At 68.9% G+C, this 24,634-nt stretch carries 23 protein-coding genes and 1 rRNA gene; 12 read left to right on the top strand and 12 right to left on the bottom strand.

What is annotated here, in order from left to right; genetic code table 11:
- From NRB56_RS33480 to NRB56_RS33460, 5 genes are all read right to left on the bottom strand, one after another.
- Nucleotides 1–105: ribosomal RNA gene (locus NRB56_RS33480) — 16S ribosomal RNA — on the bottom strand; the annotation flags it as partial.
- A 499-nt stretch (nt 106–604) separates the two neighbouring features.
- Nucleotides 605–1,036, bottom strand: coding sequence for a DUF4189 domain-containing protein (locus NRB56_RS33475; protein WP_153348346.1), 432 nt, complete (start codon nt 1,034–1,036; stop codon nt 605–607).
- A 148-nt stretch (nt 1,037–1,184) separates the two neighbouring features.
- A complete protein-coding gene (locus tag NRB56_RS33470; protein ID WP_227838535.1) occupies nt 1,185–2,333 on the bottom strand; it encodes a hypothetical protein in 1,149 nt (382 codons plus the stop codon).
- 168 nt (nt 2,334–2,501) lie between these two features.
- A complete protein-coding gene (groL, locus tag NRB56_RS33465; protein ID WP_153348345.1) occupies nt 2,502–4,127 on the bottom strand; it encodes a chaperonin GroEL in 1,626 nt (541 codons plus the stop codon).
- A gap of 422 nt (nt 4,128–4,549) precedes the next feature.
- A complete protein-coding gene (locus tag NRB56_RS33460) occupies nt 4,550–4,840 on the bottom strand; it encodes a DUF222 domain-containing protein (RefSeq protein WP_019932438.1) in 291 nt (96 codons plus the stop codon).
- Nucleotides 4,841–4,934: 94 nt separating this feature from the next.
- On the opposite strand from NRB56_RS33460, the gene NRB56_RS33455 reads away from it, so the two are divergent.
- The gene (locus tag NRB56_RS33455) at nt 4,935–5,699 is read left to right on the top strand and encodes a trans-aconitate 2-methyltransferase (protein ID WP_153348386.1); all 765 of its coding nucleotides are present in this window, start codon (nt 4,935–4,937) and stop codon (nt 5,697–5,699) included.
- Between the two features lie 50 nt (nt 5,700–5,749).
- On the opposite strand, the gene NRB56_RS33450 is transcribed toward NRB56_RS33455, so the two are convergent.
- The 6 genes from NRB56_RS33450 to NRB56_RS33425 all read right to left on the bottom strand — a co-directional run bounded on the left by NRB56_RS33450 (nt 5,750) and on the right by NRB56_RS33425 (nt 10,915).
- Complete coding sequence (locus NRB56_RS33450; RefSeq protein ID WP_153348344.1) at nt 5,750–6,490, bottom strand: Clp protease N-terminal domain-containing protein; 741 nt, start codon at nt 6,488–6,490, stop codon at nt 5,750–5,752.
- A 95-nt stretch (nt 6,491–6,585) separates the two neighbouring features.
- Entirely contained in the window at nt 6,586–7,035 is a 450-nt protein-coding gene (locus NRB56_RS33445) for a hypothetical protein (protein ID WP_153348343.1), read from the bottom strand.
- A gap of 98 nt (nt 7,036–7,133) precedes the next feature.
- Nucleotides 7,134–7,484, bottom strand: a complete 351-nt coding sequence (locus NRB56_RS33440; protein ID WP_153348385.1) for a UBP-type zinc finger domain-containing protein — start codon at nt 7,482–7,484, stop codon at nt 7,134–7,136.
- Nucleotide 7,485: 1 nt separating this feature from the next.
- The gene (locus NRB56_RS33435) at nt 7,486–8,949 is read right to left on the bottom strand and encodes an ATP-binding protein (protein WP_153348342.1); all 1,464 of its coding nucleotides are present in this window, start codon (nt 8,947–8,949) and stop codon (nt 7,486–7,488) included.
- 19 nt (nt 8,950–8,968) lie between these two features.
- Nucleotides 8,969–10,642, bottom strand: a complete 1,674-nt coding sequence (locus NRB56_RS33430; RefSeq protein ID WP_319943906.1) for an FAD-dependent oxidoreductase — start codon at nt 10,640–10,642, stop codon at nt 8,969–8,971.
- Between the two features lie 90 nt (nt 10,643–10,732).
- Entirely contained in the window at nt 10,733–10,915 is a 183-nt protein-coding gene (locus NRB56_RS33425; RefSeq protein WP_153348340.1) for a hypothetical protein, read from the bottom strand.
- A gap of 225 nt (nt 10,916–11,140) precedes the next feature.
- Here NRB56_RS33425 and NRB56_RS33420 point away from each other — a divergent pair, with 225 nt between their 5' ends.
- A complete protein-coding gene (locus NRB56_RS33420) occupies nt 11,141–11,593 on the top strand; it encodes an SRPBCC family protein (protein WP_153348339.1) in 453 nt (150 codons plus the stop codon).
- Between the two features lie 28 nt (nt 11,594–11,621).
- Here NRB56_RS33420 and NRB56_RS33415 read toward each other — a convergent pair whose 3' ends face one another.
- A complete protein-coding gene (locus NRB56_RS33415; protein ID WP_153348338.1) occupies nt 11,622–12,650 on the bottom strand; it encodes a beta-ketoacyl-ACP synthase III in 1,029 nt (342 codons plus the stop codon).
- Nucleotides 12,651–13,082: 432 nt separating this feature from the next.
- On the opposite strand from NRB56_RS33415, the gene NRB56_RS33410 reads away from it, so the two are divergent.
- The 10 genes from NRB56_RS33410 to mnhG all read left to right on the top strand — a co-directional run bounded on the left by NRB56_RS33410 (nt 13,083) and on the right by mnhG (nt 24,627).
- Nucleotides 13,083–13,799, top strand: coding sequence for a phosphatidylserine decarboxylase (locus NRB56_RS33410; protein ID WP_319943905.1), 717 nt, complete (start codon nt 13,083–13,085; stop codon nt 13,797–13,799).
- Nucleotides 13,796–14,665, top strand: a complete 870-nt coding sequence (locus tag NRB56_RS33405) for a CDP-alcohol phosphatidyltransferase family protein (protein WP_153348337.1) — start codon at nt 13,796–13,798, stop codon at nt 14,663–14,665. The genes NRB56_RS33410 and NRB56_RS33405 overlap by 4 nt, the downstream gene beginning before the upstream one ends.
- Nucleotides 14,666–14,767: 102 nt before the next feature.
- Complete coding sequence (locus NRB56_RS33400) at nt 14,768–17,020, top strand: AAA family ATPase (protein WP_319943904.1); 2,253 nt, start codon at nt 14,768–14,770, stop codon at nt 17,018–17,020.
- Between the two features lie 102 nt (nt 17,021–17,122).
- Complete coding sequence (locus NRB56_RS33395) at nt 17,123–18,499, top strand: hypothetical protein (protein ID WP_153348335.1); 1,377 nt, start codon at nt 17,123–17,125, stop codon at nt 18,497–18,499.
- A gap of 154 nt (nt 18,500–18,653) precedes the next feature.
- On the top strand, nt 18,654–21,488 hold the full coding sequence (locus tag NRB56_RS33390) for a Na+/H+ antiporter subunit A (protein WP_153348334.1): 2,835 nt from the start codon (nt 18,654–18,656) through the stop codon (nt 21,486–21,488).
- Nucleotides 21,485–21,865, top strand: coding sequence for a Na(+)/H(+) antiporter subunit C (locus NRB56_RS33385; protein ID WP_153348333.1), 381 nt, complete (start codon nt 21,485–21,487; stop codon nt 21,863–21,865). Before NRB56_RS33390 ends, NRB56_RS33385 begins: the two co-directional genes overlap by 4 nt.
- The gene (locus NRB56_RS33380; RefSeq protein ID WP_319943903.1) at nt 21,862–23,478 is read left to right on the top strand and encodes a Na+/H+ antiporter subunit D; all 1,617 of its coding nucleotides are present in this window, start codon (nt 21,862–21,864) and stop codon (nt 23,476–23,478) included. Before NRB56_RS33385 ends, NRB56_RS33380 begins: the two co-directional genes overlap by 4 nt.
- A complete protein-coding gene (locus tag NRB56_RS33375) occupies nt 23,475–24,002 on the top strand; it encodes a Na+/H+ antiporter subunit E (protein ID WP_153348332.1) in 528 nt (175 codons plus the stop codon). Before NRB56_RS33380 ends, NRB56_RS33375 begins: the two co-directional genes overlap by 4 nt.
- Nucleotides 23,999–24,259: a monovalent cation/H+ antiporter complex subunit F gene (locus NRB56_RS33370; RefSeq protein ID WP_153348331.1), complete on the top strand. Its 261-nt coding sequence runs from the start codon at nt 23,999–24,001 to the stop codon at nt 24,257–24,259. The genes NRB56_RS33375 and NRB56_RS33370 overlap by 4 nt, the downstream gene beginning before the upstream one ends.
- Complete coding sequence (mnhG, locus tag NRB56_RS33365) at nt 24,256–24,627, top strand: monovalent cation/H(+) antiporter subunit G (protein ID WP_153348330.1); 372 nt, start codon at nt 24,256–24,258, stop codon at nt 24,625–24,627. Before NRB56_RS33370 ends, mnhG begins: the two co-directional genes overlap by 4 nt.
- Nucleotides 24,628–24,634 lie beyond the last annotated feature (7 nt).

Raw genomic sequence — 24,634 nt, 5'->3', positions numbered from 1 at the left:
CTCACCCGTTCGCCGCTCGTGTACCCGAAGGCCTTACCGCTCGACTTGCATGTGTTAAGCACGCCGCCAGCGTTCGTCCTGAGCCAGGATCAAACTCTCCGTTGAAGACTCTCGAAACACCCCCAAAAGGGCGAATCAAAAAAACTTTCAAAGGCCAGAGTCCGAAAACCCGACAAAAACAACGCCAGCTCAAAAAGCTGACTAAATGCCCGACCCTCACACGGGGGTATGAGAAATCGGGACCAAAAAATTTGGCACTGACATTCATCGACACACTATTGAGTTCTCAAAGAACACACGCACAAACCAGTCCACCGGGAAGATCCGGTGAATCTCGGTAAGGCAACTTTCCCAGCTTAGCCCACCCCGCGATCCCGATCCAAATCGGGGTCCCAGTCGAGCCGTGTGATCCTGTCAGGCGCTCATCGTCCGGCCTCGTGTCCCTGGCCTCTCGGCTCCGGGTCGGCGTCCGTGTCGCTCTGACCTGGATTAAGTTACGTGCGAACCACTTTCGATGTCAAATCGCCTGGTCATCCGGCCAAAATGAGCGAAGCCGATCCGCCCGCACCGGAACGAATCGGCTTCGAAAGCGACACTCGGCAATTCAGCGCGGACCGGCACCGGTGCACGCCGAGTCGAGCAGTTCCGTCGAGCTGCCGTCGGAGCTCAGCGTCGCCGGCCGCGGCGGCCCGAAAAGCCCCATCGCCGCGTTCTCCGCGTCCCGCTTCGACGATCCCAGCGCGCCGAGCACCCGGCCGTCGCGCGCCGAGATCGCGCCACACCCGTCCACGTACCGCAGAACCACCCAGCAGTTGGAGTAGTGGCACTGTCCCAGTGCCGCCGCGTCGGCCTCTTCCTGGCTGCCGTAGTTCCGGGCGCCGCCGATGATGTACGCGTCCTCCGGATTCTCCGTCGAGACGGCGAAGGCACCGTAGAGGTGTCCGTCGTCCGCCGCGGCGGGCCCGGCCGTGGCCGTCAGTGCGACAGCCGCCGCGCCCAGCGCCAGACCCGCGATCGTCTTCCCCGGCACAAACATGTTCTTCTCCCATTCCCGTGACCCCGATGCGAGGCCAACTGCTTATCATCGCGAACCCACCGACAAGTTCCAAATCGGTTGGCATAAGGCGGGTTCCGTAGAGAGTAAGCGGCTCGGGGTAGGGTTTCGGATCGGGCGGGTTCGGAGATCAGTCCAGTCCGAGCACCGGAGTCAGGTCCGCAGTAGTCCTCGCCGACTGAAGTCTGTGGTGAGAGACGTAACGGTGTCGGCGCACATAGGAGGAACCCCGACCGGTTTGCAGATGCCGCACAGCCGCTTTGAGCTCGATGTGCGCCGGGTGCCCGGTTCTGCTCAGCAGGAAAATCTGATATCTGCCAGCCGTCCACCCCTCGGATCGACTGGCAGCTATCGCGGTCGCGATCTTCCGATCGTTCCGGTGGATGTCGCCGACGAGGTTCGACAGTCGAAGCGATTCCGCGACTGTCCACTCCACGTTGTCGCGGTGGTACAGGATGCGGGCCACCACGGGCTTGATCTCACGCTCTGCGTAGAAGGCCAGGTAGTCGGTGGGACGAAAGTTGCGTCCGGGTGGGCAGATGTAGACACCATGGTTCAGGTACAGCCGCCATGCCTCGACAGTCGGGACGACCAGTGTGTCGATGGGCGTGACTGGGCGCTCGTTGTACAGACCACTCACACGCTCACGGCCAGCGAGCCAGGCCCGGGCGTCCGGACTGATCCACTCGACCAGGGTGAGCATCTCGTCCAGCTGGAACAGAACATCTTGGGCAAGCAGAGAATCGTGGTGAGCAAGCCGGTTTCGAAAGAGTCGCAAGCGCTCCAGTTTGGCGGTGACGTTCTTCCGCCGACCGTTCGGTGTTCCAGGCAGGGCAGCGCTCAGTGCGGAGCGCCACAACTCCTCGTGCTTCGATCCGAACAGTTCGGTCCAGAATCCGAACGAGAGGCCGGCAATGATCTGGTCACGTGAGTCTCGATCAGCGCTGATCCCTCGAAGTCTTGCGCGAGTGATCTCGATCTCCTTGGTGATGGCATCGTGCGATGCCCCTGTGACCATGGGGAGCATGAACCACGGAAACTTCCGCCGTTCTTCGTCGGCGTACTTCGCGAGTTCGCGATCGACCGCATTACGCAGAATGACTTCGATATAGGCAACGACCTCCATACTGGCGGCCGCGATCGCTGTGTTCCACGAGTAGAGCTCGATCGCCAGATCCGTGTCGCCGTCAGCTTCGTGGAGATACGGCGCAAGGCGCTCAGCCGTCAACAGCGATAGCAGGCTTTCTCGAACAGAGACGGTCGTCACGACAGCGGTCACAGGCGAGATGCTATCTTGTCTCCTGTACGCCCCAGGCCGCCTCTGCTTTATGTATGCGACCTGGGGCTCCTTAATTGTCCGGGATCCTGGTCCCCCCGAATGCCGGAAGCCGGCCCACCCAGACGGGCGGACCGGCTTCGCGGTCGAAACGGTGCCGGGAGGCGGGACTCAGAAGTCCATGCCACCCATGCCGCCGGTCGGATCGCCGGCCGGGGCGGCCGTCTTCTCCGGCTTGTCGGCGACGACTGCCTCGGTGGTGAGGAACAGGGCCGCGATCGACGCCGCGTTCTGCAGCGCGGAACGGGTCACCTTCACCGGGTCGGCCACGCCGGCCGCCAGCAGGTCCTCGTAGACGCCGGTCTCGGCGTTGAGGCCGGAGCCGGACGGCAGGTTCGAGACCTTCTCGGCCACCACGCCGGGCTCCAGGCCCGCGTTGAAGGCGATCTGCTTCAGCGGCGCGGCCAGGGCGACGCGAACGATGTTCGCACCGGTGGCCTCGTCGCCGGTCAGCGACAGCTCGTCCAGAGCCGGGGCGGCCTGCAGCAGGGCCACGCCACCACCGGGGACGATGCCCTCCTCGACAGCGGCCTTGGCGTTGCGGACCGCGTCTTCGATGCGGTGCTTGCGCTCCTTGAGCTCCACCTCGGTGGCGGCGCCGGCCTTGATCACCGCGACACCGCCGGCCAGCTTGGCCAGGCGCTCCTGCAGCTTCTCACGGTCGTAGTCCGAGTCCGAGTTCTCGATCTCGGTGCGGATCTGCGCCACGCGGCCCTGGATGGCCTCGGCATCGCCGGCGCCGTCCACGATGGTGGTCTCGTCCTTGGTCACGACCACCTTGCGGGCCTGGCCCAGCAGCTCCAGGCCGGCGGTCTCCAGGGAGAGACCGACCTCTTCGCTGATGACCTCGCCGCCGGTCAGGATGGCGATGTCGGCCAGCTGCGCCTTGCGGCGGTCGCCGAAGCCCGGCGCCTTGACGGCGATGGACTTGAAGGTGCCGCGGATCTTGTTCACGACCAGGGTCGACAGGGCCTCGCCCTCGACGTCCTCGGCGATGATCAGGAGCACCTTGCCGGCCTGGATGACCTTCTCCAGCAGCGGCAACAGATCCTTGACGGTCGAGATCTTCGAGCCGACCAGCAGGATGTACGGATCCTCGAGGACCGCTTCCTGACGCTCCGGGTCGGTCACGAAGTAACCGGAGATGTAGCCCTTGTCGAAGCGCATGCCCTCGGTCAGCTCCAGCTGGAGACCGAAGGTGTTGCTCTCCTCGACGGTGATGACGCCTTCCTTGCCGACCTTGTCCATGGCCTCGGCGATCAGCTCACCGATGGACGAGTCGCCGGCGGAGATCGCGGCGGTGGCGGCGATCTGCTCCTTGGTCTCGACCTCCTTGGCGGAAGCCAGCAGGCGGCCGGTGACCGCCTCGACGGCCTTCTCGATGCCGCGCTTCAGACCCAGCGGGTTCGCGCCGGCCGCGACGTTGCGCAGACCCTCACGCACCAGCGCCTGCGCCAGCACGGTCGCCGTGGTGGTGCCGTCGCCCGCGACGTCGTCCGTCTTCTTGGCGACCTCTTTGACCAGCTCGGCGCCGATCTTCTCGTACGGGTCCTCGAGCTCGATCTCCTTGGCGATGGACACACCATCGTTGGTGATCGTGGGGGCGCCCCACTTCTTCTCCAGGACGACGTTGCGACCCTTGGGGCCGAGCGTCACCTTGACAGCATCGGCGAGGCTGTTGAGGCCCCGCTCGAGACCGCGACGGGCCTCTTCGTCGTACGCAATTGTCTTGGCCATGGCGTTGTTGAGATCCTCCACGTATATGGCTGACACACAGAGCGACCGCAGGGTTGGATCGCTCCATTGACGCTGGCCAGGTTCGGTGCCCGCGACGGACGACCGGGGGTGTCGTGGTACCCGGTCTCACCGTCCCGACCTAGCACTCACATGACGGGAGTGCCAGATCCATTTTTAGCACTCGCCGATACCGAGTGCAAGGCTGTGTTGATGGCCTTCGCTTCGCTTCGGCGGGTTCGCGGCCCCTGAGTCTCGATCCTTCCCTCCTCCGCTCAGTCGCTGCGCTCCCTCGCTCCGTCAGTCCAGGATCGAGACGGGCCGCGAACGGCTCAGGGGTCTGCACTTGGAGCGCCGGCCAGGTGCCGGTTGCTGCCGGAGCATCGGGCTCAGGTGCCGGGTTTGCCCGGAGTGCCGGGGTCAGCTCAGGTGTCGGTTACCCGTAGGGCCAGGGCTAGGAAGGCGTCTGCTCGGCGCTCTTCGGGGGTGCGCGGTTCGCCGCGGTCTATGGTGACCTGCTCGGCGTCGTGCAGCAGTAGCTCTGCTTCTATGCGCATGATGGCGCGGATGAACGGCGGAGCGACCTCCGGGGGGAGGTCTCCGTTCACTATGTAGCTACCGTCGGGACCGGACTCCGTGGACACATAGGTCAACGCATGCAGCAGGTCACCGCGCGATTCTCCGGCAATCATGTCGGAATCCCGGTCATCCGCCATAGCTACATGGTATCCATATCGCCCTTGCGGGAGCGGCATATGGCTAATACAGTACGTACGTACGGTTTGGTGCATGACGCGACGGGAGCCGCCGATGTGGGATCCACAGCAGTATCTGACCTTCGACGATCATCGTTCCCGCCCCTTTTTCGAATTGCTGAATCGGATCGGCGCAGAACGCCCACGGCGTGTCGTGGACCTCGGTTGCGGACCCGGGCATCTCACCGGCGCGCTGGCACAGCGCTGGCCCGAGGCGATCGTCGAGGCGTCGGATTCCTCCCCCGAGATGGTGGCGGCGGCCCGGGCGCGCGGTGTGCACGCGACCCTGCTCGATGTGCGGGACTGGCAGCCCGAGGCCGATACCGACGTGGTCGTCACCAACGCGGTGCTGCAATGGGTGCCCGGGCATCCCGATCTGCTGCGGCGCTGGTCGGCGGAGCTGCCCGCCGGCGCCTGGCTGGCGTTGCAGGTGCCGGGGAACTTCGACGCGCCCTCGCACAGCAGTATCCGTGAGGTGGCCGGGCGGCCGCACTGGAAGGACCGGTTGGCGGCCACCGGGATCCTCGAAGCCCGCAGCGTCCTCGAGCCGACCGAGTACGCGGCGTTGTTCGCCGCGGCCGGGCTCGCGGTGGACGCCTGGGAGACCACCTATGTCCAGCGCCTCTCCGGGGACGACCCGGTGCTGACCTGGGTCACCGGCACCGCGCTGCGGCCGGTGCGGGACGCGCTCGACGATGCCGAATGGAACCGGTTCACCGGGGAACTCGGCGCCCTGCTGCGTGCCGCCTATCCGCAGCAGCCCGACGGTGGCACCTGGATGCCGTTCCGCCGGGTGTTCGCCGTGGCGCACCGGCACTGACCTCCGTTCGGAGGTCGGCACACGAGCCGGGGCCGGGGTGGTCGGTGCCCTCAGGCGGAGGGAGTGGGGGGCTGTTCGGGGGCGCCGGTCACCGAGGCGAGGAGCGCGGCCACGTCTCGTTCGATGTCGGGCTTGTTCAGTCCCAGGCCGGACAGCACGCCGTTGCCGTCCTCCAGTTCGAGCAGTGCCAGCAGGATGTGCTCGGTGCCGATGTAGTTGTGCCCCAAGCGAAGTGCTTCACGGAAGGTCAGTTCCAGGGCCTTGCGCGCGGCGCCGTTGTACGGGACGAGGGCGGGCACCTCGCCGGCCGCGGGGGGTAGCGCCGCGGTGGCGACCCGGCGGACGGCGTCGAGTCCGACGCCCTTGCCGACGATGACCACCGCCGCCAGCGACTCGGGCTCGCTGAGCAGGCCGAGCACGAGGTGCTCCGGCGTGATCTCGGCGTTGCCGGCGGCCTGCGCCTCTTCCATGGAGGCCACCACGACATGCCGGGCCCGCGAGGTGAACCGCGCGAAGCCGGCATTCGGGTCCATCGCCGCCGGATTACTCGATTCCTTGGGGACGAACCGTTTCTGGGCGGCCTGCTTGCTCACGCCCATGCTGCTGCCGATATCGGTCCAGGAGGCGCCGGAGCGCCGGGCCTGATCGACGAAGTGGCCGATCAGATGGTCGGCGACCTCGCCCAGATGGCCCGCCACCACGACCGCGTCCGAGAGCTGTTCCAGCGCGTTGTCGGGGCGGGCCCGCTTGATTCCCTCGATCAGGTCGTCGAGTCGGAGATTGTCTGTCATGCGTCAACGATAGGTTGACTCGAGCCAATTCGTCAACGCTTGGTTGACGATCATTGCGCTACGAATCCGGCCGGGATCCGGGCTCGCGACGAGAACTAACCGGCGGCGATGCCGATCGCCACCGCGACGGGGGTGTCGGCGCGGCTGGCCGACAGGCAGACCAGCTTCGCGGTGCCCAGGGCGACGTTCGGGCTGCCTTCGAACTTCGACCCCGGATTCTCGGCCAGCACCTGGTTCATCAGGGTCCGCTCCGCGTCGACGTCCAGGGTCTTGAACTGACTACACGGGGTACGCGAGGCGGGGCCGAGCGTCCCGGTGGCGACCGGGGCGGTGCTCGCGGCGGCGGAAGTCGCTGTGGCGGTAGGCGTTTCGGAAGCGGGGGGCGGAGATGCCACCGGCGCGGGACTCTTCGGCGCCGAGGTCGCGACGCTGCTGGTGGAAACCTTCTGCCGCAATCCGTTCGCGTCGGTGGCCGTGTCCTTCCCACCGCATCCGGCGAGCGTCAACGTACCCGCCACGACGGCGAGTACCGCGATCGTTCTCATCACCGATTCATTCCCCGCTACGGTCGACATGCACCGGAAGTACCCGGCGCGCTGGCAGCGTACCCGGCGCGCCGGGGCGGGGTGGTGCGGCCCGGGTTTCAGTGCACGTGGTCGCGCCAGTCCGCCGGCACCCGCTCGCGCGGGCCGGGAACCGTCTGCTCACGTGGATGATGTTGCGGCGGAGCCAGTTTCGGACCTTCGTCGAACATCTCGTTGGCCTGGTAGTCCCAGAACCACTGCTCGCCCGGCTCGAAGCTGCGGACGAACCGATGGCCGGTCTCCGCGGCATGTCTCGTGGCGTGCTGGGCCGGTGACGTGTCGCAGCAACCGATGTGACCGCACTGGGCGCAGCGGCGCAGATGCACCCACCAGCCCTGGGCCTGTTCGCATTCCACACAGCCGGTGCCGCTGGGCGGGACCGCCGGGTCGATGCCCTCGATGTTCTGCATATCACTCACTTCCGGTAATCGGCTGTGCCGGTTCGGGTTCCGCCTGCTCCAAGGGCAGCCGGACGACGAACCGGGTATCGCCGGGGACCGACTCGACCCGAATGTCGCCACCGTGCTTCTTGGCCACGATCCGGAACGAGATGTCCAGGCCGAGACCGGTTCCCTCGCCGACCGGTTTCGTGGTGAAGAACGGTTCGAAGATGCGATGTCGCAGCTCCGGTGGGACGCCGGCACCAGTGTCGCAGATTTCCACTGCCGCGCAGTCGTTCTCGCGATATGTGCGGACGGTGAGGGTTCCGTGGCCGGACATCGCGGCCACCGCGTTGTCGATCAGGTTCGTCCACACCTGATTCAGCTCCGCCGCGTAGCAGGGCACCGGCGGCAGCGTGCGGTCGTATTCCTTGACCACCTCGACGCCGTCCCCGATCTTGCGGGCCAGCATCACCAGCGTGCTGTCGAGCAGTTCGTGGATGTCGACCACCTGGAACGGGGCACGATCCATCTGGGAGTACTGCTTGGCCGCGTTCACCAGCGAGGAGATCCGGATGGTCGAATCGGTGATCTCGTTCATCAGCAACTCGGTCTCGACCGTGTAGTTCAACCAGCGGATCGCGCCCTCCACGGTGCCGCTGTCGCAGCCCTCCAGGGTCGCGGCGACCTTCTCCAGCCAGTCGATGTCGAATCCGGCCTGCACGAAGTTCGGGGCGATGTCCCAGCCGCCGCCGATGTCGTGGTCCTCGAGCCAGCCGCCGAGTTCGTCCTCCCGGTCGGCGGCCTCCAGCGGCGTGAGCACCGGGGCCTTGCCGACCTGCGCAGCCGCCTCCTCCTGGAGCTGAACCAGGGCCTCGAGCGTGTTCGAGTCGAACTTGCCGCGCGCCATCATCTTCAGCTTGCTGCGCATGCCGGCCACCCGCTCCCGCAGCGAACCGGTGGCCCGGACCGCGGCGGCGGCCGGATTGTTCAGCTCGTGCGTGAGTCCCGCCGACAGCTGGCCGAGCGCGAGCAGCCGCTCCCGCTGGCCGATGATCTCGTTGGAATTGCGGTTACCGAAGAACAGGCCCTCGAGCAGGTGCACCGCCATCGGGAACCACTCGTGCATCATCTGCGAGAAGGTGGCCGCGTCGACGACGAAGAATCTGGACGGCTCGGTGACGTAGAAAGAGCCCGTGTAGGTGGTCTCGGCCCGATCCCCCAGGTAGGCCGTCCACGCGCCGCCGTAGGAGCCGCGGTGGGCGGTGCGGACCAGCTCGATCTCCTCGCCGGCGGACAGCCGGGTGAGCACGACCTCGCCGGACAACAGCACATAGAAGTTCTCGGCCGGCTCGCCCTCCCGGAAGACCAGGCCGGGTTCGAACTCCTCGACCCGGCCGTCCCGGCACAGCCAGGCCAGCTGGTCGTGGTCGAGCTTCTCGAACAGGAACAGCGACCGCAATTCGTCCGGGTCGCACACCAACCGCGTGCCCATGTCCGTTTCCTCCTACCTGCTACTGCTTCGCCAGATACCGATGGACGAGCATCACCGCCATGGCACCCTCGCCGACGGCGGACGCGACCCGCTTCGCCGACTCCGAGCGCACATCACCGGCGACGAACACACCCGGGACGCTGGTCTCCAGGTGACCCGGCGGTCGCGGCAGTTCCCAGCCGGCCGGCCGCGCGCCGTCGACCATCAGATCCGGACCCGCCAGCACGTATCCATACTCGTCCCGAATGATCAAACCGTCCAGCCAGTCGGTTTCGGGGGCCGCGCCGATGAACAGGAACAGCCGCTCCGCCTCGACCTTCTCCTCACCGCCCGTGGCGTTGTTGCGCAGCACCATCCGCTCCAGATGGTCGCGGCCTTCGGCCGACACCACCTCGGTGCAGGGGTGCACCACGATGTTCGGGATCTGCTCGATCTGCTGGACCAGGTAGTGCGACATGGACTGCTCGAGCGAGGTGGACCGCACCAGGATGTGCACCGTGCGCGCGTTGCGGGACAGGAACACCGCCGCCTGACCGGCGGAGTTGGCGCCGCCGACGATGTAGACGTCGCGGTCGGCGCAGTCCGCCGCCTCGGTCATGGCCGAGCCGTAGTACACGCCCCGGCCGGTGAAATCGTCCACACCCGGCGCGGGATGGTGCCGGTAGTTGACCCCGGTGGCGATGAGTACCGAATGCGCGGCGATGGAACTGCCGTCGCCGAAGCGCACCACGCGGGCCGAACCACAGGCCTCGAGCCCGGTCACCTCGCGCGCGGTGATCAACTCGGCGCCGAACTTGACCGCCTGCCGCCGCGCGCGGTCGGCGAGTTGCGCGCCGGACAAGCCGTCGGGGAAGCCCAGGTAGTTCTCGATGCGGGAGCTCTGCCCGGCCTGGCCGCCGGTGGCGGTGCGCTCGACCAGGACGGTGCGCAGGCCCTCGGAGGCGCCGTAGACCGCGGCGCCGAGTCCGGCCGGGCCGCCGCCGACCACGATCAGGTCGTAGAAGTCGCCGGCCGGGGCGGTGCTGAGGCCGACGCTGCCGGCCAGTTCGCTGTCGCTGGGGGTGATCAGGGCGCGGCCGGTGGCGTCGATGACGACCGGACACTGGTCGGGCTCGGCGCCCGCCGCCGCGAGCAGGCGCTCGCCCTCCGGCTCGTCGGCCAGATACCAGCGATACGGTAATTGGTTGCGCGCCAAGAACTCCCGTACCTCGGAGCAGCGCGCGGACCAGCGGTGGCCGATCACCTTGGTCTCGAGCACCGGCCGGCGTTCGTCACCGCGCCAGGATTCGAGCAATGCGTCGATCACCGGATACAGCTTCTCCTCCGGCGGATCCCACGGCTTGAGCAGATAGTGGTCCAGATCGACGACATTGATCGCATTGATCGCCGCGCTGGTGTCGGCGTAGGCGGTGAGCAGAACCCGCCGGGCATACGGATGCAGATCCATCGCCTGTTCCAGGAATTCGATGCCGTCCATTCCCGGCATCCGGAAATCGGCGATCAGGACGGCCACCGGCTGACCACGCAGCTTCATCTCGCGCAGGGCGTCGAGCGCCGAGGCGCCGGACTCCGCGCGGATGATCCGATAATCCTCGCCGTAGCGGCGGCGCAGGTCGCGGACGACAGCGCGGGAGACGCCGGGATCGTCGTCGACGCTCAGGATCGCGGGTCTGGCAGCAGCTGGTGAAGTCACGTCCAAAGTATGGAGGTCACCGGCGCCGGTGACGAGCCGGGTTCTCTACCAGCGGATTTTCCACCGGCGCCGGGACACGCTCGAAGGGGTTCACAGGTCGTGGTGTTCGACGAGGTCACGTTCGGTGGGCGTCAGCAGACGTTCCAGTCGTTCCTCCCGTTCTGCGCGCGCCTGCCGCGTCCACTGACCCGGACGCCGTCCGGCATCTTCGGAGAGCGGTAGGAGCGGTAGGGATTCCGCCTGCCGGCGGTTGAGGAGAAAGCGCAGCTTCACGGCCGATCACCTCACGTCTGGAATGAAATAGCTCGGGTCGGATGCTTCGTTGCCTGCCGCTTGTCTACAGATAATTGTCCGTCGCGCATTACGTGCTCGGGTACCTCTGGCCGCAGACTGTGATGCAGTTGATTTTCAACGAGGTGACATCTGCCCGGCCCTTCCGCGGCGGCGACCCGCCGGTACGCTGTGTGGTACTTGACGTCACATCTCTCGGAGTCAGCGTTGCCGAATACTCTCGAAGCCACCGTCGACATTTCCGCATCGCCGGAACAGGTCTGGCGGGTCATCTCGGATCCGAAGCGGATGCCGGAGTTCAGTCCGACCACCAAACGCATGATCCCACTCGGCTCGCCGGGCGCGGGGACCTGGACGATCAACCTCAATCGCGTCGAGGGCAAATACGTCTACCCCACCACCTCTCGCATCGTCCGGTACGTGCCCAACCAGGCGTTCGCGTTCCGGATGCTCGAGAACGGCGTGGTGTGGAGCTACACGCTGGAGCCGATCGAGACCGGCACCCGGCTGATCGAGCGCCGCGACGTCCCCAACGGGGTGCGCAAACCGGTTCGCATGCTGATCAATTCGTTCCTCGGCGGCGAGCAGAAGTTCGAGGCCGAGCTGGTGCGCGGCATGAACGAGACGCTGGAACGCATCAAGACCGTCGTGGAACGCTGAGTTGCCAACGGCCGCAACGGTTCCGGTGTCACTGCCAGTTCGGTAGTTTCACCACCTGCGCGGCCCAGGACAGTCCGGCGCCGAACGCGACCAGCAGCGCGTCGGCGCCGGGTTTCGCGTCGCCCTTGCGCAGCAGCGCCTCCATCGCCAGCGGGATCGACGCGGCGGAGGTGTTGCCCGCCTCCTCGATGTCGCCGGCGAGGGCGCAACTCGGCGACAGATCCAGCTCCCGGGCCATGATCTCGATGATGCGGCCGTTGGCCTGATGCGGGATCATCGCCTCGAGGTCGCCCGGCCGCAGTCCGGCGGCGCCGATGGCGTCCAGACAGACCTGCTTCAAAGAGTGTGCGGCCCAACGGAATACCGCCGTGCCCTCCATCGCGAGCCAGGGTCGTACGGCCTCCGCGCCGCGCTCGTCGAACTCGGCGAAGAACTCGACCCAGTTCTTGTCCTGCCGGATGGCGTGGTGCTGAGTGCCGTCGGAACCCCAGACGGTCGGGCCGATGCCGGGCTCGCTCGCCGGGCCGACGACCACTGCGCCGGCGCCGTCACCGAACAGGAACGCGGTCGCGCGATCGGCGGGATTGACCGTCGCCGACAGCAACTCCACACCGATCACCAGCACGTGCCGGGCGGTGCCGCCCTTGATCAGATCCGAGGCCACCGCCAGGCCGTGACAGAACCCGGCACAGCCGGCGGACAGGTCGAAGGCGGGCGGGTGGCCCATGCCGAGCGCGGTGGCGACCTGTGGCGCCGCGGCGGGCGTGAGCAGCGGCCACGTCGAGGTCGCCAGGACGACACAGTCGATCTGCTCGGCCTCGATCCGCGCGGATCGCAGCGCGCCGCGCGCCGCCTCCGTGCTCATGGTGACCACGGTTTCCGAACCGGTGGCGAACCGCCGGGTGTGGATGCCGGAGCGGGTGCGTATCCATTCGTCGCTGGAGTCGATCGGCCCGGCGACCTCGTCGTTGGTGACGATCCGCTGCGGGCGGTAGACGCCCAGCCCCAGTAGAGCGGTGTGTTCGGAACCCGTGATGTGCGCGAGTCGAGCAGCCATCGTGCGTCTCCTAGGTACACCTCGGCAGGTGTCGCCACGATCCGCGGCCGCACCCGCGCATGGAACATTTCTTCATCGGACTCGCGCCGCGGCACCGCACCGACGCCGAACGAGATCGGCGTCGCACCGGGCCGACATCACACCGAATGGACACGCACTGCATCGTCCACCGCGAATGCCGCAGACATGAGGCCACCTCATATTACCGGCAAATCGGTCGCCGGTACATGTTCTTACCGAACGACCGATAGGACCAGTGTGCGCCGGCCGATACCGCCGCTTCGCCCGGCCGGAGCCGCGGTGGCCGGGTTCCACCGGTGTCCCCGCTCCGACCGGCGGAACGTACGCGGGCACGGGTACACAACCGGGTCCCGGCCGAGCTCGGTCCCGTAAGGTGTGAACGCGATTACCCCCAGCACGAAAGAGGAGCCTGTGGCCCGCCGACCCACCCCGCCCGGCACTCCCGAACGCACCGGACTCGGCCATGTCGCCGACCTGGTCCGGGATGCGATTCCGCCGCTGCACCCCGCCGGCCTGCCGTTCGTGGCGGGCCCGCTGGCGGTCGCGGCGCTCGCGGGCCGCCGGAAGTGGCTGCGCCGGGCCGGACTGGTGACCGCCGCGGCCACCGCGGCCTTCTTCCGCCACCCGGACCGGGTCCCGCCCAATCGGGCGAATGTGGTGGTGGCCCCGGCCGACGGGCAGATCGCGCTGGTCGACACCGCGGTCCCGCCCGCCGAGGTGGACCTCGGTGAGCAGCCGCTGCCGCGGGTCAGCATCTTCCTGTCGGTGCTGGACGTGCACGTTCAGCGCACCCCGGTGTCGGGCATCGTGCGGGAGGTCGCCTATCGGCCCGGCCAGTTCCGCTCGGCGGATCTGCCCGAGGCCAGTTCGGTGAACGAGCGCAACACCATGCTGCTGGAGACCGAAGCCGGGCAGCTGGTCACCGTGGTGCAGATCGCCGGTCTGCTGGCGCGCCGCATCGTGTGCGACGCCCGGACCGGTGATCGGCTGACCATCGGGGACACGTACGGCCTGATCCGCTTCGGTTCCCGGGTCGACACCTACTTTCCGGCCGGGACGACGCTGCTGGTCGAACCCGGTCAGCGCACGGTCGGCGGGGAGACGGTGCTGGCCGAACTGGCGTCATGATCGGCAAAACCGCGATCGGCAATGGCCGGCGCCGCACAGTCCTGCTCCTGCCCAGCGTCGTGACGATCCTCGCGCTCTGCGCGGGCCTGTCCGCGGTGAAGTTCGCCCTGGACAACGCGCTCGGCGGCGCGCTGGCGATGATCGGCGCCGCGGCCGTGCTGGACACCCTCGACGGCCGCCTGGCCCGCATGTTGTCGGCGACCACCAAGATCGGCGCCGAACTCGACTCGCTCTCGGACGCCATCTCCTTCGGCGTCGCGCCCGCGCTGGTGCTGTACGTGACGCTGCTGCGACAGGAGAGCGCGGGCTGGATCATCGCGCTGATCTACGCGGTCAGCATCGTGCTGCGCCTCGCCCGGTTCAACACCCTGATGGACGACGACACCCGGCCGGACTGGGAGCGGGACTACTTCGTGGGTGTGCCCGCCCCGGCCGCCGCGCTGATCTCGCTGCTGCCGGTGGCGCTGCACGAGCAGTTCGGCGCGGGCTGGTGGACAAACTTTCCGGTGTCCTCGGCCTGGACGGTGTTCGCGGCGCTGCTGGCGGTCAGCACGATCCCGACCCTGGCGATGAAGTCGGTGTCGGTGGCGCCGCAGGCCGCGGCGTTGCTGCTGGTCCTGGTCGCGCTGGGGGCCGCCGCGCTGATCACCTATCCACTGATCCTGCTGATGGTGCTGGTCGGGCTGTACATCGTGCACATCCCGTTCGCGTGGCGCTCGCAGCGCTGGGTCGCCGCCCGCCCGGAGACCTGGCATCACAAGCCCGCCGAGCGCCGGGCCCAGCGCCGGGCGTCCCGCCGCCGCCCGGCCGTCCTCGACTACTCCTCGGCGCGGTTACGACTGCGGCGGCCCGGCGGACGCCGCTGAGCCGACCCGGCCACGCCGCGCGGTCGCGGCCGACCGCTCCCCGCGGATGACTTGCGACAGCGGGGCGGCAGCGCGCGGTGCCGTACGGGCAGAATGGGGCTCGTGCCCGAACTGTCGCTGACTGCCCGGTTGAACCATTCGGCTGCGGATGCCCGGCGGGGGGTGGTCCGGGTGCATCCGGAGGTGCTGGCCGCGCTGGGGCTGCGCGAGTGGGACGGGATCGCGCTCGTCGGATCGCGGCGGACCGCCGCGGTGGCGGGGGTGGCGCCGGCGGACACGCCGACCGGGGTGATCCTGCTCGACGATGTGACGCTGTCCAACGCGGGTGTGCGGGAGGACGCGACCGTGGTGGTCGCGCCGGCGACCGTGTACGGGGCCCGGCAGTTGTCGGTGACCGGGTCGGCGCAGGCCACCCGGGCGATCGCCGAGTCGACGCTGCGGCAGGCGCTGCTGGGCAAGGTGGTCACCGTCGGCGACGCGGTGTCGCTGCTGCCGCGCGATCTCGGGCCGGGAACCAGTACCGCGGCCGCCAGTCAGGCGCTGTCGCGGACCTTCGGCATCGCCTGGACCTCGGAACTGCTCACGATCACCGCGACCGATCCGGCGCACGGGCCGGTCAGCGTGCAGCCGAACAGCGCGGTGGTGTGGGGTGCGGGCGTGCCGGAGACGCATCGCGCGCCGGAGGTGCGCAGCATGCGGGAACCGGATGCGGCCGAGCCGGTGCCGGGCACCCGGATGCGGGTGCGGGAGCGGCCGTCGGTGGTCCCGATCGCGGAGTTGACGGGCGTGCGCGCGCAGGCGGCGAAGCTGTCGGAATGGCTGAGCCTGGCCCTGGACAAGCCCGATCTGCTGAAAACCCTCGGCGCGCCACCACATCTGGGCGCGTTGATCACCGGACCGGCCGGCGGCGGCAAGGCGACGCTGGCGCGAGCGGTGGCCTCGCCGCGCCGCATCGTCGAACTGGACGGCCCGACCGTGGGCGCCACCGACGCGGGAACCCGGCTGCGGGAGGTCGGGCTCGCGGTGTCGGAGGTCTGCTCGGGTTCCGGCGGGGTGCTGCTGATCACCGATATCGACGCGCTGCTGCCCGCCGACCCGGAACCGGTGGCGGCCCTCATCCTGGATCAGCTGCGGGCGGCGGTCGCGACGGCCGGAGTCGCCTTCCTGGCCACCACCTCGCATCCGGCCGGCGCCGACAGCCGGTTGCGCGCGCCGGAGCTGTGCGATCGCGAGGTGGCGCTGACCCTGCCGACCGCGACGGTACGCAAACAGCTGCTGCAGCAACTGCTGCGCAAAGTGCCCACCGACAACGCGCCCCTGGACGAGGTCGCCGCCCGCACACCGGGTTTCGTGGTGTCGGATCTGGCGGCGCTGTGCCGGGAGGCGGCCCTGCGCGCGGCGTCGCGGGCCGACCGCGAGCACACCGATCCGGTGCTCACCCTGGCCGATCTGCTGGGTGCGCTGGAGGTGATCCGGCCGCTGTCGCGGTCGGGCACCGAGGAGTTGTCCACCGGCGGCCTCGGCCTCGACGACGTCGGCGACATGACCGAGACGAAGCAGGCGCTCACCGAGGCGGTGCTGTGGCCGCTGCAGCATCCGGACTCGTTCGCCCGCCTCGGGATCGATCCGCCGCGCGGCGTGCTGTTGTACGGGCCGCCGGGCTGTGGCAAGACCTTCCTGGTCCGCGCGCTGGCCGGGAGCGGGCAGCTGAGCGTGCACGCGGTCAAGGGCGCCGAACTGATGGACAAGTGGGTCGGTTCGTCGGAACGGGCCGTGCGCGAACTGTTCCAGCGGGCCCGGGACTCGGCGCCCTCGCTGATCTTCCTCGACGAGGTGGACGCGCTGGCGCCGCGGCGCGGCCAGAGCAGCGATTCCGGCGTCGGCGACCGGGTGGTGGCGGCGCTGCTGACCGAGCTCGACGGGGTGCAGCCGCTGCGGGAAGTCGTGGTGCTGGGCGCGACCAATCGGCCGGAGTTGATCGATCCGGCCTTGCTGCGGCCCGGTCGGCTGGAACGGCTGGTCTTCGTGCCGCCGCCGGACGCCACCGCGCGCGCCGCGGTGCTGAAGACCGCGGCCAGGTCGGTGCCGCTGTCCCCCGACATCGATCTGACCGTGCTGGCCGCCGATCTGCACGGCTATTCGGCCGCCGACTGTTCGGCGCTGTTGCGGGAGGCCGCGCTGGCGGCGATGCGGCGCGACGTCGACGCCGCCGACATCACCGTCGCCGATATGGCCGCCGCCCGGGCCGCGGTCCGGCCGTCGCTGGACGAACAGCAGGTGGCGGCGCTGCGCCGGTACGCGGATCGCCGCGCCGGTATCGACGATCCCGAGGCATGGCCCCGCGACTACATGTAGCTACAAGTTTGCTATCGTGGCCTTCGCGTGATCTGAAATGCGGCTATACGGTTATCCGGCCAGTTGGTCCCACCCTGTCCGTTTTTGGGGTATTTTCAGGTCGTGGCGACCAATCGCAGCATCTTCGAGATGGTCACGGCCTTCCTGGCCATGATGGTTGCTGGAATGTCGCTGCTGCTGCCTATCGACTTCCCGTGGACCACCGGCGCGACCGCTGTCGAGCTCGATCTGCTGGCCTACAGCCTGCCCCGATCGATCGCCGCGGGTTGTCTCATCGCGCTGATCGTCGCGGTGTTCGCCACCACGATCAACCACGGCCTGGCGGCCTGGGGCGCGGCCTCGTGCGGGATCGCGATCCTGTTCCTGAACCATCTGATCGGTCACTTCGGCAATCCGACCGGATCACTGTCCACGGTCAACTTCCTGGACTCGGTGGCGGGCGGCATTCTGCTCGGCGGCATCGCGACGGCCGTGCTGCACGGGCGACTACAGGTGTTCGGGTGGACGCTCGGCGCGCTGGGCAGCGTGGTCGTCGGGGCCGCCGGATCGGTCCCCTCGGTCGCCCAGATCGACCTGCCCGCCACTCCGCACAGCGGCTGGCCCGCCGTCGACTCGATTCCGTTGTGGCTGATCACGGTGACCCTGGTACTGGTGGTGATCGGCACGATCGTCAACCGTCATCGGCAGGGACTCGAGCGGCGCACGGTCGAACTACCGCTCTCGCCGGTCATCGCGGGCGTGCTGTTCGTCGGGGTGACACTGATGGTCTCCGAGTGGCTGGCCCGGCACGCCGACAGCGTGGCCGCCATCGCCCTGAGCGTGGTGGCGACCGTGCTCTCCGGATTCGTCGCGGCCATGCTGTTGCCGCGCCGGGACGGCATCATGGTGCTGCTGGCGATCGCCGCCATCGCGGTCGACAGCGCGATCCAGCCACCGTCCTTCCCGGCCTGGTCGGTGTGGCCGCTGATCGCCGTCATCGGGGCGGGCCTGATCCTCGGCTTCCGCAGACCGGGCCCGATGACGGCCCTGGTCCTGCTCGCCGCGCTGGCCGTCTACACCGCCGCCACGGAACACAGCCAGACCCCGATCGGCACCGCGGTGTCGGGTGTCCTGCTGGCGCTGGTCGTCGGCTACGCCTTCGGCAGCGCGTCCCCGCGCTACAACCCCACCCGTGTGCTCGGCGTGACCATCGTGCTGCTGCCGTCGGTGGTACTGGCGGTGCGCGACCACATCGATCGCGGCGACGTCACCTCCGGGACCGTCATCGGCGGCAACCACTGGCACATCCTGCCCGCGCCGAACATCGACTCGCCGGCACCGGACTGGACGGCACTGGCGATCACGGTCGGCTGTGCCGCGGGCCTGCTGGCGCTGCGGCACTGGCGGGAGCCGGTCGTGTACGGACCGCCGCCCGTGGCGGCCGACACGTCCGAGGTCGAGGCCCGAGCGGGTCATCGGCCCAAATCCACAGGCCGCTGAGGGCGGGCGAGGTTGCAGGCCTATAGCCCCTCCAGCGGCCATGCGCCGGGCCGCGCGAACATGGTCGACGCCATACCGTCGCCGGGCTCGAAACACCCTGGCGGCACGTAGGATCGACAGCGCCCACCCCGCCGCCGACCCGACGGAGTGATGTTTGCTCGCGATCCTGCTCGCCCATGCCGCGGCCGCTGTCGTCGCGCTGCCGTGCGTGCGTGTGCTGGGCCGGCGCGCCTTCTACGTGCTGGCGCTGGCCCCGCTGAGCGGGCTGGCCTGGGTGGCCACGCACTGGAACGACGGGCAGCGGATCGCGATCGGCTGGGCACCGGCCATGCACATGGATCTGGATCTGCGTTTCGACGTGCTGGCCTCGATCATGTCGGCGCTGGTGCTCGGCATCGGCGCGCTGATCCTGATCTACTGCGCCCGCTACTTCGACGACGACGACGCGCAGCGGCTGGGCATCTTCGCGGGCTATCTGGTGGCCTTCGCCGGGGCGATGTTCGGCCTCGTCGTGAGCGACAACATGTTGCTGCTGTACACCTTCTGGGAGGTCACCACCGTTCTGTCGTTCCTGCTGGTGGGACACCATTCCGAACAGGGGCCGGACCGCCGGGCCGCGATGCAGGCGCTGCTCGTCACCGCCGCGGGCGGGCTGGCGATGCTGGTGGGCATCGTCATGGTGGGCGAGCACTACGGCAGTTATCTGCTCTCGGACGTGCTGATCCGGGTGCGGCCGCACGACTGGTGGACCGCGATCGCGCTGGTACTGATCCTCGTCGGCGCGCTGAGCAAATCGGCGATCGTCCCGCTGCACTTCTGGCTGCCCGGCGCGATGGTCGCACCCACACCGGTCAGCGCCTACCTGCACGCGGCGGCGATGGTGAAGGCCGGCGTCTACCTGGTGGCGCGGCTCGCACCGGGATTCGCCGGGAGCGCGCCCTGGCATCCGATCGTGCTGTGCCTGGGCCTGCTGTCGATGATCCTGGCGGGCCTGCGCGCGCTACAGGTGACCGATCTGAAGCTGGTACTGGCCTTCGGCACCGTGAGCCAGCTCGGCTTTCTCATGGTGCTGCTGGGTGTCGGCACCCCCGCGGCGGCGCTGGCGGGCGTGACCATGATCGTGGCGCACGCGTTGTTCAAATCCGCGCTGTTCATGGTGGTCGGCATCATCGACCACGGCGCCGGGACCCGCGATCTGCGCCGGCTGTCCGGCCTGGGCCGGCGCGCACCGGCGCTGTGCGTGATCGCCATCCTGGCCGCGCTGAGCATGGCGGGCATCCCGCCGCTGCTGGGCTTCGTCGGCAAGGAGAGCGCGCTGGCGGCCCTGCTCACCGCCGACAACCTGTCCGCACCCGTACGCGGGCTGCTCACCCTCGGCGTGGTGATCGGTTCCATGCTCACCGTGGGCTACAGCCTCCGATTCCTGTGGGGCGCTTTCGGAACCAAACCCGAATCGGCGAAACTACCCGCGCCCGAACAACGTTGGCACCGGCCGGGCCCGATGTTGTTGCTGCCCCCCGGGATCGCGGCGGTGCTCAGCCTGGCGGCGGGGCTGGGGGCGCCCTGGCTGGATGGGCTGCTGCGGCCGTACGCGCAGACCCTGCCCGGCGCCGAGCCGGAGCACCTCGCGCTGTGGCACGGCTGGGGGCACGCGCTGGCGTTGTCCATGGTCGTGATCGCCTGCGGCATGGTGTTGTTCGAAATCCGGGACCGCTTCGGTGAATCCGCGAATCCGCGGCTGGGCAACGCGGACCGAGTCTACGATCGCGTCCTCGCCACGATGGACACCCTGTCGCTGCGGATGACCGGTGCGACGCAACGCGGTTCGCTGCCACTGAACCAGGCGCTGATCCTGACCACCCTCGCCGTGCTGCCGACGGTCATGCTGCTGTTCGGCGCCCGGGCCCGGGTCTCGTTGCGCTGGTGGGACTCTCCGGCCCAGCCGGTGATCGGGCTGATCATGGCGGCGATGGCGATCGGCGCCACGGTGATGCGGAACCGGCTGGCCGCGGTGTTGCTGGTCGGGGTCACCGGCTACGGCTCGGGTGTGATCTTCGCCCTGCACGGCGCCCCCGACCTGGCGCTGACCCAATTCCTGGTCGAGACACTGGTTCTCGTGATCTTCGTGCTGGTGCTGCGCAAATTCCCGGCGGAGGTGGAGCCCGGCCGCACCGCGGCGCTACGGTTCCGCCGGGCCGGGCTCGCGATCGTGGTCGGCACGGTGGTCGCGGTGCTGGGCGCGTTCGCCACCGCGGCGCGTACGGCCGAACCGATCTGGCGCCGGATCCCCATGGCCGCCTACCAATTCGGCGGCGGCAAGAACGCGGTCAACGTGCTGCTGGTGGACGCCCGCGGCTGGGACACCCTCGGCGAGATCTCGGTGCTGGTGGTCGCGGCCACCGGGGTGGCCTCGCTGGTGTTCCGCAGCCGCCGTTTCGGACTCGCCCCGCGGGTGGCCGACGCGCCCGGCTACGCCCCGGATCCGGCCGCGCCGGACTGGCTGACCGCCGCCTCGCTGCTGCCCGCCCGCGAACGCTCGATGGTGCTGGCGATCACCACCCGACTGGTGTTCCCGACGATCATGGCGATGTCGGCCTACTTCTTCTTCGCCGGTCACAACGCGCCGGGCGGTGGCTTCGCGGGCGGGCTGACCGCCGGATTGGCCCTGGTCCTGCGGTATCTCGCCGGCGGCCGCTACGAACTGGGCGAGGCGCTGCCGCTGGACGCCGGGCAACTGCTGGGCACCGGACTGGTGTTCGCCGCCGGGACCGCGACGGGTTCCATGTTCCTCGGGGCGCCGCCGCTGTCCTCGGCGATCATCCAGGTGACGCTCCCGCTGATCGGCGCGGTGAAATTGGTCACCGCGATGCTGTTCGACCTCGGCGTCTACCTGATCGTGGTCGGACTGGTCCTGGACGTGCTGCGCAGTCTCGGCGCGGGCCTCGACAGCGAGGCGAACGCGCCCGGTCGCGGGCAGGAGGTGCGATGACCGCGAATCTGACCCTGCTGATCCTCATCGGGGTGCTCGTCGCGTGCGGCGTGTATCTGGTGCTGGAACGCGCGGTCTCGAAGATGCTGCTCGGGATGATCCTGTTCGGCAACGCCGTGAACCTGCTCATCGTGACCGTCGGCGGCCCGGACGGCCGCGCCCCGATCCTCGGCGAGCACGACCGCGTCCATCAGGACACCGCCGACCCGCTCGCCCAGGCGATGGTGCTGACCGCGATCGTGATCACCATGGGCGTGGCGGCGTTCGTCCTGGCGCTGGCCTACCGGTCCTACCGGCTGACCACCACCGAAACCGTCGAGAACGATCCCGAGGATCTGCGGGTCGCCGCGCAGCGGGAGGGGGATCGCGAGACGTGACCCCCTCCCCCGCGCTGGCACCGATCCTGACGCCGCTGCCGGTGCTGATCCCGCTGCTCACCGCGGCCGGGACGCTCATCGCCGGGCGCAAACCGCGGCTGCAGCAAACGATCTCGGTGGCCGCCCTGAGCGCGGTGGTGGCGATCGACGGCCTTCTGCTGTGGCTGGCCGACCACTACGGGATGTCCGCCCTGCAGATCGGCAGCTGGCGCACCCCGATCGGTATCACCCTGGTGGTGGATCGCCTGTCCGCGGCGATGCTGCTGGTGTCGGCGATCGTGCTGCTGGCGGTGCTCATGTACGCCGTCGGACAGGGCATCAGCGACGGCGCCGAACGCCAGCCGACCTCGATCTTCCAGCCCACCTACCTCGTCCTGAGCGCCGGCGTGTCGATCGCCTTCCTGGCCGGGGATCTGTTCAACATGTTCGTCGGCTTCGAGGTGCTGCTGACCGCGTCGTTCGTGCTGCTGACCCTCGGCGCCAGCGCGGACCGGGTGCGGGCCGGGGTGTCCTACACGATGGTGTCGATGCTGTCGTCGCTGGTCTTCCTCACCGGCATCGCGCTGGCGTACGCGGCGACCGGCACGCTGAACCTGGCGCACATGGCCACCCGGCTCGGCGACGTACCGAGCGGGGTGCGCAGCGCCGTCTACGCGGTGCTGCTGGTGGCCTTCGGCATCAAGGCGGCGGTGTTCCCGCTGTCGAACTGGCTGCCGGACTCGTATCCGACCGCGCCGGCCCCGGTCACTGCGGTGTTCGCCGGCCTGCTCACGAAGGTCGGCGTGTACGCGATCATCCGGATGCACACGCTGCTGTTCCCCACCGCCGGCTTCGACCGGGTGCTGTTGATCGGCGGCCTGCTGACCATGCTGATCGGCATCCTGGGGGCGGTCGCGCAGAGCGATATCAAGCGGTTGCTGTCGTTCACACTGGTCAGCCACATCGGATATCTGATGTTCGGCGTGGGACTCAACACCGTCGCGGGCCTGACCGGCACCGTCTACTACGTGGCCCACCACATTCTGGTGCAGACCACGCTGTTCCTGGTGGTCGGACTGATCGAGCGGCAGGCCGGATCGGCCTCGCTGGAGCGGCTCGGCGGGCTGCTGGCCGCGAGTCCGCTGCTGGCCCTGCTGTTCGGCATCCCGGCGCTGAATCTCAGTGGCATACCGCCCTTCTCGGGGTTCATCGGCAAGACCGTGCTGCTGGAGGCCGGCGCCGCCGACGGCAGCGTGCTGGCCTGGGTGCTGGTGGCCGGGTCGGTGCTGACCAGCCTGCTGACGCTGTACGCGATGGCCCGGGTGTGGAGCAAGGCGTTCTGGCGGCCCCGCACCCAGGCCCCGGAGGGTGAGTTCGCCGACGCCGCACCGTCGGCGCTGATCGACGAGTCCACCGACGTGCTGTTCGCCGACCGGCGCGATCCGGGCCGCATCCCGCGCCTGATGCTGCTGCCGACCGCCGCGCTGATCGCCGTCGGGATCGGCCTCACCGTGTTCGCGGGCCCGATCCTCGACATCGCCGGGCGCGCCGCTACCGACCTCGGTCATCGTGCCGACTATCTGAACACCGTGCTGGGACCGGCGGATTCGTGGCGCTCCGGAGGTGACCGATGAGCCGGGAGACCGTGGTGCGGATCGGGGTGCTGGTCTGGCTGGCCATCGTCTACACCGCGCTGTGGGGCGACATCAGCGTCGGCAACCTGCTCGCCGGGCTGGTGCTCGGCGCGGTGGTCATGCTGGCGCTGCCGCTGCCGCGGGTGTCCGTCACCGGCCGGGTGCGCCTGCGGCCGCTGCTCGAATTACTGGTCGCCGGAACGTATTACGCGCTGGAATCCAGTCTGCAGGTCGCCTGGTTCGCGATCCGGCCGGCCGGTGCGCCGACGTCGGGAGTGCTGCGGGTGCGGCTGGCCATCCGCTCGGACCTGGTGCTGGTGCTGTGCGCGGACGTGCTGAACCTGATCCCCGGCACCATGGTGCTGGAGATCGATCGGACCGATCCCACCGTCTGGGTGCACGTCCTGAACGTGGGCAGCGACGCGGCGGTGGAAAAGTTCTACCGCGACACCCGGCGGCTGGAGCGGCTGCTGATCGACAGTTTCGAGCGGCCGGACGCCGGCAGCCGGGAGGAGCAACCATGACCGTAGCCACGATCGTCGCGGGGGTGCTGCTGGCCGCCGCGGCCCTGCTCACCGCGTACCGCATCCTGGCGGGCCCGAACACGCTGGACCGCATCGTCGGCATCGACTCGCTGATGGCGATCGCGGCCGGTGCGCTGGCGGTCTGGGCCGCCTACAGCGAGGACACCATGGTGCTGCCCGCCATCGCCGCGCTGATGCTGGTCGGCTTCCTCGGTTCGGCGGCCGTCACCCGTTTCCGGGTCCGGGACGACCGATGACGGCCTGGCTGTCGACCACCGCGCCCTGGCTGCACACCGCCGCGCACTGGGTGGCGGGCACCCTGATCGTGTCGGGCGCGGCGCTGGCGTTCACCGCGGCGCTGGCGATGATCCGCTTCCCGGACACGCTCTCCCGCATGCACGCGGCCACCAAACCTCAGGTGGTGGGGCTGGTTCTGATTTTGGCCGGCACCGCGATCCAGGTGCACGGCCACCGCAGCGTCTGGGTGCTGCTGCTGGTCGGCCTGTTCACGGTGGTCACCGCGCCGGCGATCGCACATCTGGTGGGCCGCACCGCCTATCGCGAACAGCGCCACCGCGACGGCCTGCTGCTGGTCAACGAACTCGGCGACGAGGAACTCGAATGACCCTCGC

This window comes from Nocardia aurantia, assembly GCF_009604425.1.
Classification (GTDB): Bacteria; Actinomycetota; Actinomycetes; order Mycobacteriales; family Mycobacteriaceae; genus Nocardia; species Nocardia aurantia.
This window is presented reverse-complemented; position numbering and strand designations above follow the sequence as displayed.

Excerpts from the sequence above, each read along its gene's own strand:
- groL (WP_153348345.1), bottom strand. The coding sequence starts at position 4,127 with ATGGCCAAGACAATTGCGTACGACGAAGAGGCCCGTCGCGGTCTCGAG.
- NRB56_RS33445 (WP_153348343.1), bottom strand. The coding sequence starts at position 7,035 with ATGAGAACGATCGCGGTACTCGCCGTCGTGGCGGGTACGTTGACGCTC.
- NRB56_RS33475 (WP_153348346.1), bottom strand. The coding sequence starts at position 1,036 with ATGTTTGTGCCGGGGAAGACGATCGCGGGTCTGGCGCTGGGCGCGGCG.
- NRB56_RS33415 (WP_153348338.1), bottom strand. The coding sequence starts at position 12,650 with ATGGCTGCTCGACTCGCGCACATCACGGGTTCCGAACACACCGCTCTA.
- NRB56_RS33460 (WP_019932438.1), bottom strand. The coding sequence starts at position 4,840 with ATGGCGGATGACCGGGATTCCGACATGATTGCCGGAGAATCGCGCGGT.
- NRB56_RS33435 (WP_153348342.1), bottom strand. The coding sequence starts at position 8,949 with ATGGGCACGCGGTTGGTGTGCGACCCGGACGAATTGCGGTCGCTGTTC.
- NRB56_RS33440 (WP_153348385.1), bottom strand. The coding sequence starts at position 7,484 with ATGCAGAACATCGAGGGCATCGACCCGGCGGTCCCGCCCAGCGGCACC.
- NRB56_RS33455 (WP_153348386.1), top strand. The coding sequence starts at position 4,935 with ATGTGGGATCCACAGCAGTATCTGACCTTCGACGATCATCGTTCCCGC.
- NRB56_RS33375 (WP_153348332.1), top strand. The coding sequence starts at position 23,475 with ATGAGCCGGGAGACCGTGGTGCGGATCGGGGTGCTGGTCTGGCTGGCC.
- NRB56_RS33370 (WP_153348331.1), top strand. The coding sequence starts at position 23,999 with ATGACCGTAGCCACGATCGTCGCGGGGGTGCTGCTGGCCGCCGCGGCC.
- NRB56_RS33450 (WP_153348344.1), bottom strand. The coding sequence starts at position 6,490 with ATGACAGACAATCTCCGACTCGACGACCTGATCGAGGGAATCAAGCGG.
- mnhG (WP_153348330.1), top strand. The coding sequence starts at position 24,256 with ATGACGGCCTGGCTGTCGACCACCGCGCCCTGGCTGCACACCGCCGCG.
- NRB56_RS33385 (WP_153348333.1), top strand. The coding sequence starts at position 21,485 with ATGACCGCGAATCTGACCCTGCTGATCCTCATCGGGGTGCTCGTCGCG.
- NRB56_RS33405 (WP_153348337.1), top strand. The coding sequence starts at position 13,796 with ATGATCGGCAAAACCGCGATCGGCAATGGCCGGCGCCGCACAGTCCTG.